Raw genomic sequence first — 15,165 nt, 5'->3', positions numbered from 1 at the left:
CGTGAAGAAGCTCCTGGCGAGCACGGCAGCCTCGCTGCTCGCCCTCGGCGGACTGGTCGCCACCGCGGCCCCCGCCTCTGCCCACACCCCGCAGGTCTCCGCGACCTGCACGGGCCTCGACCTCTCGCTCAAGGCCTACTCCGCCAAGGACAACACCGTCACCGTGAAGGTCGACGGAAAGGTCGTCAAGGACGAGACGTTCCAGCGCTCGTACTCGACCTCCTACGCGTTCCCCGACTCGTCGGTCGCCCACTCGTGGGAGATCGACGTGCGTGCCTCGGACGGCAAGAGGTACGACTTCGCGCAGCAAGGAAAGACCACGCCGTGCGTCTCCGCACCCACGCCGGGCAATGAGGTGGGCATCTACGTCTACCAGAAGACCGACCCCGCGAAGCCCGCCGCCTGGGAGAACTCCGGACCCCAGACGCTCATCGACCACAGGCCGGGGACCGAGTGGTACACCACCTTCCCGTCCGACCTCCCGCGGGAGGTCTGCGGGGACGGGTGGGCGGTCCAGCAGGACAGGATCCGTCAGGACGGGACGTTCGCCTGGCCCGTGACCATCACTCCGCCGAAGTCCGCACTGGGCGGAGTCATGACCGGCTCCAAGCACCACGACCTCGACGACCTCGTCGAGGTCCCGGAGTGTGCCGAGGAGACCGTGCCTCCGGCCGAGCCGGAGACGCCTGTCGTGCCGGAGCCCGAGGAGCCGTCGCTGACGTTCGTGCCCCCGGTCGCACCGACGATCCTCGAGGTCTGCGGCACCGACGACGAGCGCTTCGTCCTGCCCGAGAGCACCGAGCAGATCAGCTACACGCGGACCGACGGCGCGATCGTCGCGCACGCCGGGGACGGCGTCGCTCTGGGGGAGTCCGCGGGGTACGTGCTCGCCGAGGACGGCAGGAGCGCGTCGTTCCTGATCGACCCGGAGGCCGCCGCCGAGGACTGCGTCCTGACCCCCGGTGACATCGGTGCGGTCTGCGAGGCCGACACGCCCTACCTCGGCTACGAGGTCTTCCTGCCCGAGGGGTACGAGGCCGACAGCGACCGCCCCCTGAGCATCACGTTCCTGAACCCCGGCGAGGGTGAGGACTACACGGTCGAGGGGCTGCCTCTCGACGGCAGGATCCTGTGGCCGGGCGCGTCCGCGGACGAGCCCCGTGCCTGGCCCGGCTGGGAGCGTCAGTCCGACGGCACCTACGTCGAGACCGACGGCAACTACGCGTGGACGCGATCGGACGTCGAGGTCCTGTTCCAGGTCAACCCGGACTACTCCACGACGGTCCGCTACCCGGAGGGCACGGCGTCGTGCGCCAACCCGCCGGTCGTCGCGGCCCCCGGTCCCGTGAGTGCCGAGGCGCCGAGCGGTCCGTCGCTCGCCGCGACGGGAGCCACGGCCGGAGCAGCCGGGTTCCTCGCGCTCCTGCTCATCGGTGGCGGTGCTGCGCTCGTGTGGGCGCGCCGCAGGGCGAACGGCTGATCGCCGACCCGCTGAGCCGCAGCACGTCTGCCCGCCCCTGAGGGGTCGGGCAGACGAGAGGAGCCGGTCGCTCGGGGCATCCCGTCCGGAGCGACCGGCTCCTCGTCCGTGTCCCCGTGCATCTCCTGGTGGGCCGACCGCCGCGGCACGGGGACAACCGCGGCGGCCGGCGTCGGGGGTCACATGGTCGGCATGAGGACCGTGTCGATCAGGTAGACCGTGGCGTTCTGCGTCATGACACCGCCGCAGATCACGCTCGCGTCGTCGACCTTGAGGTCGTCCCCCGAGCCCGTGACGGTCACGGTCCCGCCCTCGACGGTCTCGTGCTCGCCGACGACCTGGTCCGGGGTCAGCTGTCCGGGGACCACGTGGTAGGTGAGGATCGAGGTCAGCGTGTCGGAGTCGGTCTTGAGGCTCTCGATGGTGGCCGGGTCGATCTTCGCGAAGGCGTCGTCGACCGGCGCGAACACCGTGAACTCGCCGCCGTTGAGGGTGTCGACCAGGTTCACGTCGGGGTTGAGCTGTCCGCTCACCGCGGCCGTGAGGGTCGTGAGCAGGGGGTTGTTGGACGCCGCGACCGCGACGGGGTCGGTGGACATGCCCGTGACGGAGCCGGCACCGTCCGGGACCTGCTCGGCGTAGGCGGCACAGCCGGGACCCACGAGGTTGGCCGCCGGGTCCACCTCGGGGGTCATGGCGTCCTCGGACATGTCGTCGCTGGGCATCGTCGTCTCGGCCGCGCTTGAGGTGTCGTCGCTTCCCGAGTCGGAGTCCGAGCTGCAGGCCGACAGGCCCAGGACCGCCAGGGTCGCGACGCCGACCACGGCGTACGAGGTACGGGTTCGAACGTTCATCGGTCTCTCCTCGTTGTCGTCGCCCCGTCAGGTGCGGGGCGTCTCGGAGGAGGTTCGGAGCCCGGGCGAGGGTGGATGGGTCCGGTCTTCTCGCCGTCGCCGCGCGGTGGTCCGACGGCCCCTCGACCCATCCCGCGGGGACGCGGCGCCGAACCCCGGCCATGGAAACCCTCGTCCTCATCGGTCTGCTCGGTGGCCTCATCACCGGCATCTCGCCGTGCATCCTCCCCATGCTGCCCGTGATCTTCTTCGCGGGCGGGGTGCAGGGTGCCCGCGGCGCCGCACCCGCAGCTTCCGCCGTGCCCGACGACGGAGCCACCACCGAGGTCCGGTCGCCCTCGGCGGAGGACGGGTCGGCAGCGCCGTCGGCCGCGCTCTTCGCGGGTGCTCCGGGCGTCGTGACGGTGGGTGCGCGCGGGCAGGTCGTCACGGCGGCCCCGCCGACCAGCGACCGTGGCGCCCCACGCGCCGAGGGCGAGCGGCGCCGTCGGGCCGGGGGCGGCGCGGACGCCCGCGACGACGCCCACGCGGCCGCTCGTCGCTCGTGGCGCCCGTACCTCGTGATCGCAGGGCTCGTCGTGAGCTTCAGCGTCTTCACTCTGCTCGGCTCGTTGCTCCTCGGGGCGCTCGGCCTGCCGCAGGACCTCCTGCGCTGGGTGGGCCTGACGCTGCTCGCGGTGATCGGCGTGGGCATGATCGTGCCGCGGTTCGAGGAGGTGCTCGAACGACCGTTCCAGAGGATCGCGGCGCTCGGTGCGCGACGAGGGACGCGCAGCCAGGACCGCGGGGCGTTCGTGCTGGGTCTGGGGCTGGGGGTCCTGTACGTCCCGTGCGCGGGACCGGTCCTCGCGGCCATCACGGTCGCGGGCGCGACGGGGAACATCGGGCCGGAGACCATCGCGCTCACCGTGTCGTTCGCGGTGGGCGCGGCGATCCCGCTGCTGGTCTTCGCGCTCGCGGGCCGTCGGGTCGCGGAACGGGTCAAGGCCTTCCAGCGCCACGCACGGGGGATCCGCGTGGCGGGCGGCGTGGTCATGATCGCGCTCGCGGTCGGGCTCGCGTTCAACCTGCCCGCCTACCTCCAGCGCGCGCTGCCCGACTACACGGGCAGCCTCCAGGAGCGCGTCGACGCGTCCGGGACGGTGCGCGAGGCGCTCGACCTCGGTGGGATCGTCACGGACGAGAACCGCGAACTGTCGAACTGCTCGAACGGTGCGCCCGAGCTCGAGGACTGCGGTCCGGCTCCCGCGCTGCGCGGGATCGACACGTGGTTCAACACACCCGGCGACCAGCCGCTCGTGCTCGACGACCTGCGCGGCAAGGTGGTCCTGGTCGACTTCTGGGCCTACTCCTGCATCAACTGCCAGCGCGCGATCCCGCACGTGAACGCCTGGTACGAGCAGTACAAGGACGTGGGCGAGGGGTTCGAGGTGATCGGGGTGCACACGCCCGAGTTCGCGTTCGAGCGCGAGACGCGCAACGTCGTGGCGGGGGCCGACGACCTGGGCGTCACGTACCCGGTCGCACAGGACAACTCCTACGCGACCTGGACCGCGTACCGGAACCGCTACTGGCCGGCGCAGTACCTGATCGACGCCGACGGGACCGTACGTCACATCCGGTTCGGAGAGGGCGGGTACGAGGACACCGAGGCGTTGATCCGCGAGCTGCTCGCGGACGCGAACCCGGGCGTCACGTTGCCGGGTGCGACCTCGGTCGAGGACGGGACACCGGACGGTTCGACGACCCCGGAGACGTACCTCTCGGTCGGCAAGGTCGGCAACTACGCGGGCGAGCCGCGCTACGCCGCGGGCGAGCAGGCGTTCACGCTCACCCAGGACCAGGCCTCCGACACGTTCTCGCTGGGCGGGACGTGGGACGTCGACTTCCAGGGGGCGACCGCGGTGTCCGAGGGTGCGCGCGTGCGGCTGGCCTACCGCGGCACCGACGTCTTCACCGTCCTGGGTGGCCAGGGCACCGTCGTGGCGACCGTCCGCGACGCGGACGGGGAGGTCGTCGAGCGGCGGGACATCGCGGTCTCGGGGAACCCGACGCTCTACCCGGTGATCGAGGGGGACGCGCCGAGCGAGGGGACGGTCGAGCTCGAGGTCCCGGCGGGGATGCAGGTCTTCACGTTCACGTTCGGGTAGGAAGCGTCCGGACTGAGACCGCCCGTTCCATCTGCCGACCCTCCGGGACGCATAGATGGAACGGGCGGATCATCGAAGGGTGCTGACCCTCACCGAGAACCTGTCCGAGCAGTCCCGAGCAGCTCGCACCAAGGTCGAGGGCACCCGGCACCCCTGGCGATATCTGGTGGCCGCGATGCTCGCCGGGGCCTACATCGGGGTGGGCGTGGTCCTCATGGTCGCCACGGCCGGGCCGTTCCTCGCGGCGGGGGCGCCGGCCGAGCGGCTCGTGGCCGGTGGCGTCTTCTCGGTCGCGCTGACCCTGGTCGTCTTCGCGGGGGCCGAGCTCAGCACCTCGGCCATGATGATCCTGACCCAGGGAGCGGTGACGCGGACGATCCCGGTGCGCTCCGCCGTCGGGACGCTGCTGTTCTGCTTCGGCGGGAACCTGCTCGGGTCCATGCTGTTCGGGTGGATGGTCGTCCAGTCGGGGATCCTGCACACCAACGCCGCCGCGGGCGAGATGATCGCGTCGATGCTCGCGGGCAAGTCGCACGAGACCGGCGGTCAGCTCTTCTTCCGCGGCGTCCTGTGCAACGTCCTGGTGTGCGCGGCGATCTGGGCGTGCGGTCGCCTCCGGTCGGAGGCCGGCAAGGCGATCGTCATCTTCTGGGCGATCTTCGCGTTCATCTCCTCGGGGTTCGAGCACGTGGTCGCCAACATGACCACGTTCAGCATCGGCCTCTTCAGCCCCGAGATGCTGACGACGTGGGGCCAGTTCGGACGGAACCTGCTGTTCGTCGGGCTCGGCAACCTCGTCGGGGGCGCGGTCGTCGTGGGCCTCGGCTACGCGGCTGTGGCCGGACGGCGCCAGGTCGCGACGCCCGATGCCGGTGCGGTCGCAGGACCTCTCCACGGGGTGGACGAGGCCGCTGAGACCGTGCCCGCGCCGATGGCCGAGGGCTCCGTCCGTCTCACGGAGCGGACGCCCCGGGAGGTCTAGTTGCCCCGGAATTCCGGGGATCGCACCTCCTTGAGCACGGAGAAGATGCACAGATGGGGAGAATCCGGTAGCGGATCCTCCGCGACGTGTCGGAATTCACTGCCGGACGTGGCATGATCCCCGGTCATGGGCATCAGGACGGTCTCGGATCTGACGCAGGTCGACGATCCTGCGTGGCCCACGCTCGCCCGGATGTTCCAGCGGCCCGGCGTCGAGGTCCTCGCGCCGCCCGAGTGGGCGCCCGAGGTCCTGTACCGCCTCCAGATCACGACGCGCTCGACGCTCGGGGCGCTGGCCCTCTACACCGGCGGCGTCCTGGTGGACCACGGCTGGCTCCGGCTCCTCGGCGGAGGCGCGTACGGACTCCCCGACCTCGCGACGATCAACGGCCTGGGCACCCCGGAGGAGGGGGCCGTCGCGCCCCAGAGGCTCGTCGTCGCGTTCGACGTGCTCGGCGGGACGTTCGCGGTCAACGGCGGCGGCCTGCCCGGCCCGCTCGGGGACGTGCACTACTTCGCCCCGGACACGCTCGAGTGGCACGTCCTGGGCTTCGGCCTCGGTGCCTTCGCGGAGTGGGCCGTGAGCGGCGGGCTCGCCGAGTACGTGGCCGACCTGCGCTGGCCGGGCTGGGTCGACGACCTGGAAGCGCTCCCGCCGAGCCAGGGGCTCAGTGTCTATCCGCCGTTGTGGTCGGGCCAGGGGAGCGGATCGACCAAGCGGAGCCCGGTCCCGCTCGACGGCCTCGCCGCATGGCACCAGGAGCTGGGAGAACGGATGACCCCGTTCGCCGACGCGGCAGCCGAGGGAGAGACGGGCCCCGGCGTCCGCTGACGGCAGTGGACGCCACCGTTGCGCAGGCACGTCGCGCGGTCTGGTCCCGGAGGGGTGAGCGGTTCTCCAACGAGGCCAGACCCTGTCGTGCGAGAGCGCAGTGGTGGGATCTGGTCAGACGACGTCGACGTAGACGACCTCGATGGCGTTGTTGCCGTAGCCGAGCCGGTTCCACGGCGGTACGTCCGGTTGCACGTTCCCCGCTGCATCGGTCGCCCTGACGCGGAGCGTGTGGCGCCCGACCGCGGCCTCCTCCCAGTCGAACGACCACTCCTGCCAGTGGTACGGGCCCGTCGGCGGAGCGAGGTGGGCCTCGCGCCACTCGCCGGCGCCCGTGAGGCTCACGTCGACACGTGCGATGGGGCCGGTGCCCGACCAGGCCTTTCCGCGCACCTCGACGGTGCCCGCGGGCACGGTCGAGCCAGCGGCGGGAGCGGTGACGCGCGCCCTGACGCGCATGAGGTCGACGGGTTCCGGGTCCCGATCGGCCCACTCGTAGATGTAGTGCCCCGTCTGGAACTCGCCGACGTACGGCTCGGTCAAGACGTCGATGCGCTGGAGCCACTTGACCGACGCCACGGCATACCAGTGCGGCACGACGATCCGGAACGGCGCACCGTGGTCCTGGCCGAGGGGTCTGCCGTTCATCTCGTACGCGATGAGGATCTCGGAAGCCGGATCGGCGACGTGGTCCAGCGGCAGGGAGCGGACGAAGTGCATGTCCTCGGTGTCGGTGTCGGCGAGCACCGCGGCCAGGTGGTAGGCGCCGTGATCGGCGCCCTCGAACCTCACGTCGACGCCGTCGTCGTGCGGCCGCGCCTGTGCCAGCACCTCGTGCAGCAGAGCACCCTTCCAGCGGGCGGTCGAGACGGCGTAGTCGCCCCATGGCTCACCGGTGGGCAGTGGACGCATCTCGAGGCGTCCGTTGCCGGCGCACTCGAGCGTGACCGCGCGTTCGTGCGCGGGGAAGGCACGAAGGTCCTCGAGCGTGAGGGTCAGCGGGTGCTCCACCGCGCCGCCGATCTCGAGCCTGCCGTCGTGCTCGGGCAGCGAGAAGTTGCTGCGCACGTAGTGGAGCTCGGTCGGGGTGATCTCCTCGGCGAGCGCCGCGGGCGGCGCCTCCGCGTTGTACGGGGCCGGGTTGATCATCTGCAGCGCGGCGCGCGCACGGATGACCTCGTCGGGAATCGTCATTGCTCTGCCTCCTCGTAGGCCGGGTTCAGTAGTCGGCGTCGCGGAAGACCGGGTCTCGGCCCTCGTTGAAGGCTCCGATGCCCTCGATGCGGTCGGGGTGCACGGCCGAGCGCCAGTGCGCCTCCATCATGATGGCGATCGCCTGCTCCACGGGCTGCCCCTCGCCGAGCTGTACGGCCCGCTTGACGGCCTGGACCGCCGTCGGGGAGTTGCGGGCGATCTTCTCCGCGATCCGAGCTGCCGCGGCCGCCAGGTCGTCCTGGTCGTGGACCTCGTTGACCATGCCGAGCCGGTGTGCTTCGGCCGCGGAGATCGGGTCGCCGGTCATGAGCATCTGCAGTGCCCTGCCCGGTCCGAGCAGGCGTGGCAGGAACACCGGGGAGCCGCCACCGGCCGAGAGGCCGAGCATCGCCTCCGGCTGCCCGAACGTGGCGTTCTCGGAGGCGATGATGAAGTCGCAGCTCTGGGCGAGCTCGCACCCGCCGCCATAGGCGATGCCGTTCACGGCGGCGAAGAGCGGCTTGCGCAGCTGCCGCACGGTGTACAGCGTGCGGTCGAACGCCTGGCGCTGGCGAAGCCAGTCCTCCTTCGTCATGCTCCTGCGCTGTCGGAGGTCGCTGCCGACGGAGAACGCGCGCTCGCCGGCGCCCGTGAGCACGACGACGCGCACGGCGGTGCGCACGGCGATCGTCTCGACGATCTCGGTCAGTCGAGCACCCATCTCGGTCGTGATCGCGTTGTCGGCGTGCGGACGGTTGAGCGTGATCACGGCGATCTGGTCGTCATGCTGGTACTCGACGAGGACGGAGGACTCGGGTTCGGGGGCGTCTGCAGCCGGCGGGGCGAAGTCGAGCGCCTTCCAGCGGTCGGTCCCCTCGGGGGTCGTGCTCATGGCGTGCTCTCCTCGGTCGAGACGGAATGCGGAAGCTCTGCGAGCCAACGCATGGCCGAGAGGCTCGGCGCGAAGCAGTACTCGCCCCCGCGCGTGACGACGAACGGCGGGAGCTCCTGCAGGCGGCGTCGGATCGGTCGCCGGGGGATCGTGAAGGTGTTCGCGTGGTGGGGGGAGCCGACGATCGGGTCCGCTTCGTCAGGGGCGCCGATGAAGATCCCGTCGTTGAGCCACTGGGTCTTGACGAACTCGAACTGGCGCTTGATGTGGGCGCCGGCGAACACGAAGATGATGCCGCGGTCCGCGCCGTCGTCCTCCAGCACGCCGTCGGGGAGCATCGGGCCGTAGCTCGTGCCACGTCGGATCATGCGGTGCAGGCGCACGTCCGTGCTGCCGTCGTCGCCGAGCGCGTCGCGCGGGTTGGCGCGTCGTGCGTGGGCGCCGACCGGACACTTGAAGCCCCGGGGGTCATCGCCGTAGAGATAGGCGTTGTTGCGCTGCGGATCGCTGCCGAGCTCGGCGTCGTCGACGTCGGGCGTCAGGGCCAGCGGGGCTCCGCTCTGCCAGCGTCCGACCATCTTCGCCCCCAGCAGCGCCTCCTCTTCACGGTTCGCCGCTCGCGCGCGGAGGTACTGCCGGTAGGCCGCGACCTTCGTATGGAGCTTCCGGAAGACGACGTAGGTGCCGTTGCGGCCGAGGACGTCGGGGCTCGGCATCGGCGGCAGCCCGCCGGTCTCGTCGGGATAGCCGAGGATGATCTCGCCGGCCTTGAGCGGCGGTTCGTGCGGGTTCGTCGGCGCCCTGCCGCTGCCCTCGACGGCCGGCTGGCCGATCCCGTCCTTGAACCCGAACGAGGTGCGCCCGGTCGGGAGCTGGTAGCAGTCCTGCCGCCAGACGACCGAGATGCCCGCCAGCTCCTGGTGGGCGAGGCGAGCCTTCTCGGTGACGGCCTCGAGTCGTTCGGCGTCGGGGGAGATGACCGCGATGGCGATGTGGACGTCGGGAGTGCCGAGCGGCTTCTCCCAGTTCTCAGGACTGCTCTCGCCGACGTCTCCCAGGTGCTCCGCCCGCGCGGCCATCCCTTCACGGAACTCCGGCGTGAAGCTGTCGAGGGAATCCTGAGGAACTCCGAGCGCCTTCAGCCCGTGGTAGGTGAACGCGACGGTGAACCAGGCGTCGTTGGCGGGATCGAGCGACTGCGTCCCCGAGCTCACGAGGGCTGTCAGCCGCCGGACGACCTCATGGCCGTCGGCGCGGTCGTCGATGCGCAGCATCAGGTAGGCGCCGACGTAGGGGGAGGGGCGCTCGTGCAGGGCGCCACTCTGGATGTCATCGAGCTCGAGCGTGACGCTCCCCGTCTCAGCCATGCTCAGTGGTGCTCCGGCTTCTCTGGCGGATGGGGGTTGGGAGCCGAGAGGTACGGGAAGGTCTGCGAGGCCGGCCGGGACGAGCCGTCCACCCCGTCGCGGATGATCGGTCCGTTGCCGGCGTTGATCAGGGTCGTGAAGAACACGTCCATCACGTCGTCGTTGATCGCGCGCCCTCCGCAGGTCGCGTGGGCCCGTCCCCTGCGGGAGGCGAGCTCGATCTCGAGGAACGAACCCTTCTCCTGGTAGGGCTTGGAGAGGTCGACGACCAGGTAGTCGGCGAGCACGAGCTCGGTCAGCGGATGGACGCCGTCGATCGTCGGCCAGTCGGTCTTGCCGTCGAGGCTGTCCCAGAACGCGAGGTTGGCGTCGAGCCGTGCCCGGTAGGCGCCTTCGTAGCCGTGCTGGATGTGGAACGCGTCCTCCATGTTGTAGAGGTCGCGGATCTCGAGGTCCTGATTGACCCGATCGAACTGCATCGGCCCGAGCATCAGGTTCTTCACCTCGGGTCGCCCGACGCGCTCGATCCGGACGTTGAACACGCCGCGCGTCAGGGTCTCGGCGACGACGCCGACCAACGTGGCGCCGCCCAGCAGCGCAGGGTCGATCTCGACGACGAGTCCCAGGACGTTCTTGCCGTCCATGTAGATCGAGCCGCGTTCCGCGAAGGCGAGCTCGCCGATCACGACGGTCTTCAGCGCCGCGGGGGCGTCGAGGATGAACGGATCCCAGCGCGCACCGGCGAAGACCCGCACGCCGTGCGCGGAACCGCCGTCCTCGTCGTTGACGCGGAACGACACGGTCTCGCCGGAGGGGGTGGTGCAGGTGCCCTCCTGCTCGAACGGCTGGCCTTCGGCGCCGGTCGGCGGAGAGAAGACGCAGTCGAACACGAACTCCTCGGCGCCGTGCTCCGGGCCTGCGGAGAACGGGGCGTGGTCGCCGGGCGCGGCTGCCGTGAGGGGCCGCACCCGGAACCGGTAGATCAGGCCTTCCGAGAGGGCGTCGGAGACCTTGGCGAACGGCAGGGTGTTCATCACGAGAACGAGGTGCCGCGGCCGGGCGGGGCTCGGGAACGCGAAGACGTCGGTGATGTCGGCGATCGAGTTGGCCAACGCCCGCGGGCCCGAGATGTGATCCGACACCTCAGTCTCCGGCCTCGTCGAGGAGTGGCTGGAGTGCCGGGTGCTGCAGCGCGGCCGCGGCATCGGGGTGATCGAGCACCTTCTGGAAGGCCGCGTTCACGCGCTGCGCCTTCAGGATCTCCTTCACCGTGCCGGGGTAGTTGCGTGCGTAGGCGGCGGCACGCTCCTGCGCTCCGAGGATGAACGCCTTCTCGGTGGCGAGGTCCGGCAGGCCGGCGTAGCCCTCGGTGTGCCTGAAGATGAGGTCGAAGAGCGCGAGCGTCGGGCCGGAGTTGAAGAAGTCGTCCATGTAGGCGTCCCAGGGACCGTCGAAGCTCGTGATGAAGGCGAGTCGCGTGTCGTCGTCGAAGAGCACGAATCGTGCCTCGTGAATCGTCTTGATCGCCATGCCGTAGTCACCGGGAAGATACCCCGGGGTCTGTTGCAGGTCGTCGAGCGCGGCCCGGAGCGGCTCGCTCTGGCCGGGCTTGACGTGGAAGAACAGGCTGAACTCACTCGTGGGCCCGACGCTGCGGCCAGCAGTTGTACTCACCTTCGGTTCCTCCTTCGATGAGGTTTCTTCAGCGTTCCACGGCTTCCTGGTGTCCACATCACCCAGATGGAATGAGGCGACCTGAGGCACGCGGGCACTCAGCGTTGTATACAAGTACGCAGGTGCTGTGGCACGATGGCCGCATGCCCAGCGCTCCGACGACGACGTCGCCCCCACCGCGCGACGAGCCCCTCGCCGCAGTCCGCCGACAGTCCGGCGCGCGCGCGGTCTACGACCTCCTGAGGGCCCGGATCATCGACGGCACCCTCGCTGCGGACGCACGTCTGACCGAGCCCGTGCTCTCCTCTCAGCTCGGCGTCAGCCGGACACCCGTCCGCGAGGCGCTGCGTCTCCTCCAGGCCGAGGCGCTCGTCGTCGAGCAGCCCACCGGGGGAGTGCGCGTCGCGCCGCTCGCGGTCACCGACCTCCACCGCGTCTACGACGTCCGCTCCCGTCTCGAAGGGCTGCTCGCGCGGGACGCGTGCGAACGCGCACGGCCTGCCGACGTCCAGCACCTCGCTCGCCTCGTCGATCTCATGGACGCCGTGCGTGACCACGAGGACGAGGTGCTGCGCATCGGCGCCCAGTTCCACGGCGAGATCGAGTCGCTCGCCGACAACCGCTGGTGCTCCGCGCTGCTGCGCCAGATCCGCGGGCACGTCGACCGCTACCGTTCGCTGTCTGCGCGCGAACGCGTCGGGACGACCGACCACGTCGACGAGCACCGCGCGGTGGCCCGCGCCATCGCGAGCGGCGACCCGGACGCGGCCGAGCGCACCATGCGCGAGCACATCGAGCGCAGCGCGGCCATGGCTGCCAAGGCCCTGGGCGAGGCGCCACCGCCCGGCTGACGACGCCGCGAGCCTCACCGGCCCCCCGCCGACCGCACCCGCACCCCCAGCCCGCGCGGCGCCGTCGGGCAGGACGCCCACCCGACGCACCCCGACGCACCGCACCCGACCACCGGAGGCACCGATGCCCACGACCCACCACCTGCGGACCCACCGCTCCGCGGAGAACCTCGCCCGCACCGACCAGCTCGCGTGGAAGCTCGCCGAGCTCGCGACCGACCCGGTCGAGGTGCCCGACGAGGTCGTCGAGATGATCGTCAACCGCGTGATCGACAACGCGGCCGTCGCGGCCGCGAGCCTCACGCGCCCGCCCGCCGTCGCAGCCCGCGGGCAGGCCCTCGCGCACCCGTACGAGCCCGGCGCGACGGTCTTCGGGACCCCGCTCGCGACCCGCACGAGCCCCGAGTGGGCCGCCTGGGCCAACGGCGTCGCGGTCCGCGAGCTCGACTACCACGACACGTTCCTCGCGGCCGAGTACTCGCACCCGGGTGACAACATCCCGCCGATCCTCGCGGTCGCCCAGCACGCGGGCTGCGACGGGGCGGCGCTCGTGCGCGGCATCGCGACGGGCTACGAGATCCAGGTGGACCTGGTGCGGGCCATCAGCCTGCACGCGCACAAGATCGACCACGTCGCGCACCTGGGCCCGTCGGCAGCGGCCGGGATCGGGACCATGCTCGGGCTCGACACCACGACGATCTTCCAGGCGATCGGTCAGGCCCTGCACACCACGACCGCGACGCGGCAGTCTCGCAAGGGGCAGATCTCGACGTGGAAGGCGTATGCGCCCGCCCTCGCGGGCAAGGTCGCGGTCGAGGCGGTGGACCGGGCGATGCGCGGGCAGACCTCGCCCGAGCCGATCTACGAGGGCGAGGACGGCGTCGTCGCGTGGCTGCTCGACGGCCCCGAGGGACGCTACGACGTCGTGCTGCCGTCGCCCGGCGAGCCCAAGACCGCGATCCTCGACACCTACACCAAGGAGCACTCGGCGGAATACCAGTCGCAGGCGCTCATCGACCTGGCGCGCGCGCTGCACGCCGAGCACCCGTGGCTCGCCGACCCTGACAACATCGTCGGCATCACCATCCACACGAGCCACCACACGCACTACGTGATCGGCTCGGGCGCGAACGACCCGCAGAAGTACGACCCGAAGGCCTCGCGCGAGACGCTCGACCACTCCATCCCGTACATCTTCGCGGTCGCGCTCCAGGACGGCGGGTGGCACCACGTCGACTCGTACACGCCCGAGCGCGCCGGCCGCGCCGACACCGTCGCGCTGTGGGGCAAGGTCACCACGGCCGAGGACCCCGAGTGGACGCGCCGCTACCACTCGGTCGACCCGGCCGAGAAGGCGTTCGGTGGTCGCGTCGAGATCGAGCTGGCCGACGGCGGGCGGATCGTCCGCGAGATCGCCGTCGCCGACGCGCACCCGCTCGGCGCACGCCCGTTCGCCCGCGCGCAGTACGTCGCCAAGTTCCGGCTGCTCGCGGACGGCGTGCTCGAGCCCGCCGAGATCGAGCGCTTCCTCGACCTCGCGCAGCGCCTCCCGTCACTCACGCCTGCCGAGGTGCGCGAGCTCTCGATCGTCGCGCGGCCCGGGCTGCTGGACGCGGTCCCGGTGCCCACGGGCATCTTCGAGCTGGGTCGTCCCTCGCAGGGCGCGGCAGGCGGCGAGCCCGACGGCGGAGCGCACCCAGGCGCGTCCGGCACCCCGGGAACGGGGCGCGCGGGCGGAGGGCCGGCCGGGAGCGGGCCCGGGGACGGCTCAGCCTCCTGGACCATGCGCGACGTGACCGACGAGGATCCCGACGCTGCCGACGCTGCCGACGCTGACGGCTCTGCCGGCTCTGCTGGTTCTGCCGACCCGACCCCCGCAGGAGGCAACTGATGCTGTACTCGCACGTGACGCCGTCGGACAAGCGGGCCGTGCTGCGCGCCCGGCTCGCCGCCGGTGAGCTGCTCCAGCTCCCCGGTGCGTTCAACCCGCTCTCGGCGCGGCTGATCGAGGACAAGGGCTTCGACGGCGTGTACATCTCGGGGGCCGTGATCTCCGCGGACCTCGGGCTGCCGGACATCGGCCTCACGACCCTCACCGAGGTCGCGACGCGTGCGGGGCAGATCGCGCGCATGACGAACCTGCCCGCGATCGTCGACGCCGACACGGGGTTCGGCGAGCCCATGAACGTCGCGCGCACCATCCAGACGCTCGAGGACGCGGGCGTCGCGGGCTGCCACATCGAGGACCAGGTCAACCCCAAGCGGTGCGGCCACCTCGACGGCAAGGCGACCGTCGACCTCGAGACCGCGACCAAGCGGATCCGTGCCGCGGTCGACGCCCGGCGCGACCCGAACTTCCTCGTCATGGCGCGCACCGACGTCCGGGCGAGCCTCGACGGAGCAGCGGGCCTCGCGACTGCGATCGACCGGGCCAAGGCGCTCGTCGACGCGGGAGCCGACGCGATCTTCCCCGAGGCCATGCGCGACCTCGCCGAGTTCGAGGCCGTGGCCTCCGCGGTCGACGTGCCCGTGCTCGCCAACATGACCGAGTTCGGCAAGTCCGAGCTGTTCACGCGAGACCAGCTCGCGTCCGTCGGCGTGCAGATCGTCATCTATCCCGTGACCCTCCTGCGTAGCGCGATGGGGGCCGCGGAGCGCACGCTGGACGTGATCCGGGAGACCGGGACGCAGGACGGGGTGGTCGGCGAGATGCAGACGCGCGCGCGGCTGTACGAGCTGGTGGACTATGCCGGCTACAACCACTTCGACACCGAGATCTTCACCTACCGGCCGTAGGGCGGTCGGGGTTCCCGGGCCGGCGAGGACTGGGGTCCTCGCCGGCCCGGGCGACCCGGTACTGCAGCACATGACCCCGCATCACGAAGGAGTG

The 15,165-nt window shown here is 71.2% G+C and carries 12 protein-coding genes and 1 pseudogene; 7 read left to right on the top strand and 6 right to left on the bottom strand.

What is annotated here, in order from left to right:
* Window position 1 precedes the first annotated feature (1 nt).
* Window positions 2–1,480, top strand: coding sequence for a hypothetical protein (locus tag ASE15_RS01545; protein ID WP_056760748.1), 1,479 nt, complete (start codon window positions 2–4; stop codon window positions 1,478–1,480).
* A gap of 179 nt (window positions 1,481–1,659) precedes the next feature.
* Here ASE15_RS01545 and ASE15_RS01540 read toward each other — a convergent pair whose 3' ends face one another.
* Window positions 1,660–2,334 (bottom strand): fasciclin domain-containing protein, encoded by a 675-nt coding sequence (locus ASE15_RS01540; protein ID WP_056645081.1) that lies wholly within the window; start codon window positions 2,332–2,334, stop codon window positions 1,660–1,662.
* Between the two features lie 161 nt (window positions 2,335–2,495).
* Here ASE15_RS01540 and ASE15_RS01535 point away from each other — a divergent pair, with 161 nt between their 5' ends.
* The 3 genes from ASE15_RS01535 to ASE15_RS01525 all read left to right on the top strand — a co-directional run bounded on the left by ASE15_RS01535 (window position 2,496) and on the right by ASE15_RS01525 (window position 6,297).
* Window positions 2,496–4,484, top strand: coding sequence for a cytochrome c biogenesis protein DipZ (locus tag ASE15_RS01535; protein ID WP_056645083.1), 1,989 nt, complete (start codon window positions 2,496–2,498; stop codon window positions 4,482–4,484).
* A 79-nt stretch (window positions 4,485–4,563) separates the two neighbouring features.
* A complete protein-coding gene (locus tag ASE15_RS01530; RefSeq protein ID WP_082618092.1) occupies window positions 4,564–5,466 on the top strand; it encodes a formate/nitrite transporter family protein in 903 nt (300 codons plus the stop codon).
* Window positions 5,467–5,592: 126 nt separating this feature from the next.
* Window positions 5,593–6,297 (top strand): DUF2625 family protein, encoded by a 705-nt coding sequence (locus tag ASE15_RS01525; RefSeq protein WP_056645087.1) that lies wholly within the window; start codon window positions 5,593–5,595, stop codon window positions 6,295–6,297.
* Window positions 6,298–6,411: 114 nt separating this feature from the next.
* Here ASE15_RS01525 and ASE15_RS01520 read toward each other — a convergent pair whose 3' ends face one another.
* From ASE15_RS01520 to ASE15_RS01500, 5 genes are read right to left on the bottom strand one after another with little or no spacing between them, the layout of a single operon-like run.
* Window positions 6,412–7,491 (bottom strand): sulfite oxidase, encoded by a 1,080-nt coding sequence (locus ASE15_RS01520; protein WP_056760741.1) that lies wholly within the window; start codon window positions 7,489–7,491, stop codon window positions 6,412–6,414.
* A gap of 25 nt (window positions 7,492–7,516) precedes the next feature.
* Window positions 7,517–8,383, bottom strand: coding sequence for an enoyl-CoA hydratase/isomerase family protein (locus ASE15_RS01515; RefSeq protein WP_056760738.1), 867 nt, complete (start codon window positions 8,381–8,383; stop codon window positions 7,517–7,519).
* On the bottom strand, window positions 8,380–9,750 hold the full coding sequence (locus tag ASE15_RS01510; RefSeq protein ID WP_056760735.1) for a Dyp-type peroxidase: 1,371 nt from the start codon (window positions 9,748–9,750) through the stop codon (window positions 8,380–8,382). Before ASE15_RS01510 ends, ASE15_RS01515 begins: the two co-directional genes overlap by 4 nt.
* A gap of 2 nt (window positions 9,751–9,752) precedes the next feature.
* A complete protein-coding gene (locus ASE15_RS01505) occupies window positions 9,753–10,892 on the bottom strand; it encodes a DUF4331 family protein (RefSeq protein ID WP_056760732.1) in 1,140 nt (379 codons plus the stop codon).
* A 1-nt stretch (window position 10,893) separates the two neighbouring features.
* Entirely contained in the window at window positions 10,894–11,424 is a 531-nt protein-coding gene (locus ASE15_RS01500) for a hypothetical protein (protein WP_056760728.1), read from the bottom strand.
* A 143-nt stretch (window positions 11,425–11,567) separates the two neighbouring features.
* On the opposite strand from ASE15_RS01500, the gene ASE15_RS01495 reads away from it, so the two are divergent.
* The 3 genes and pseudogenes from ASE15_RS01495 to prpB all read left to right on the top strand — a co-directional run bounded on the left by ASE15_RS01495 (window position 11,568) and on the right by prpB (window position 15,071).
* Window positions 11,568–12,275, top strand: coding sequence for a GntR family transcriptional regulator (locus ASE15_RS01495; RefSeq protein ID WP_056760726.1), 708 nt, complete (start codon window positions 11,568–11,570; stop codon window positions 12,273–12,275).
* A gap of 124 nt (window positions 12,276–12,399) precedes the next feature.
* Window positions 12,400–13,914 (top strand): annotated as a pseudogene (locus ASE15_RS01490) (MmgE/PrpD family protein); the annotation flags it as partial.
* Window positions 13,915–14,165: 251 nt separating this feature from the next.
* The gene (gene prpB / locus ASE15_RS01485) at window positions 14,166–15,071 is read left to right on the top strand and encodes a methylisocitrate lyase (RefSeq protein WP_056760723.1); all 906 of its coding nucleotides are present in this window, start codon (window positions 14,166–14,168) and stop codon (window positions 15,069–15,071) included.
* Window positions 15,072–15,165: the final 94 nt, after the last annotated feature.

Origin of the sequence: Oerskovia sp. Root22, assembly GCF_001429135.1 — a bacterium.
GTDB lineage: Bacteria > Actinomycetota > Actinomycetes > Actinomycetales > Cellulomonadaceae > Oerskovia > Oerskovia enterophila.
The sequence above is the reverse complement of the archived record's forward strand: the minus strand, read 5'-3'. Positions and strand labels throughout refer to the sequence as shown.

Excerpts from the sequence above, each read along its gene's own strand:
- ASE15_RS01540 (WP_056645081.1), bottom strand. The coding sequence starts at position 2,334 with ATGAACGTTCGAACCCGTACCTCGTACGCCGTGGTCGGCGTCGCGACC.
- ASE15_RS01535 (WP_056645083.1), top strand. The coding sequence starts at position 2,496 with ATGGAAACCCTCGTCCTCATCGGTCTGCTCGGTGGCCTCATCACCGGC.
- prpB (WP_056760723.1), top strand. The coding sequence starts at position 14,166 with ATGCTGTACTCGCACGTGACGCCGTCGGACAAGCGGGCCGTGCTGCGC.
- ASE15_RS01520 (WP_056760741.1), bottom strand. The coding sequence starts at position 7,491 with ATGACGATTCCCGACGAGGTCATCCGTGCGCGCGCCGCGCTGCAGATG.
- ASE15_RS01495 (WP_056760726.1), top strand. The coding sequence starts at position 11,568 with ATGCCCAGCGCTCCGACGACGACGTCGCCCCCACCGCGCGACGAGCCC.
- ASE15_RS01525 (WP_056645087.1), top strand. The coding sequence starts at position 5,593 with ATGGGCATCAGGACGGTCTCGGATCTGACGCAGGTCGACGATCCTGCG.
- ASE15_RS01515 (WP_056760738.1), bottom strand. The coding sequence starts at position 8,383 with ATGAGCACGACCCCCGAGGGGACCGACCGCTGGAAGGCGCTCGACTTC.
- ASE15_RS01510 (WP_056760735.1), bottom strand. The coding sequence starts at position 9,750 with ATGGCTGAGACGGGGAGCGTCACGCTCGAGCTCGATGACATCCAGAGT.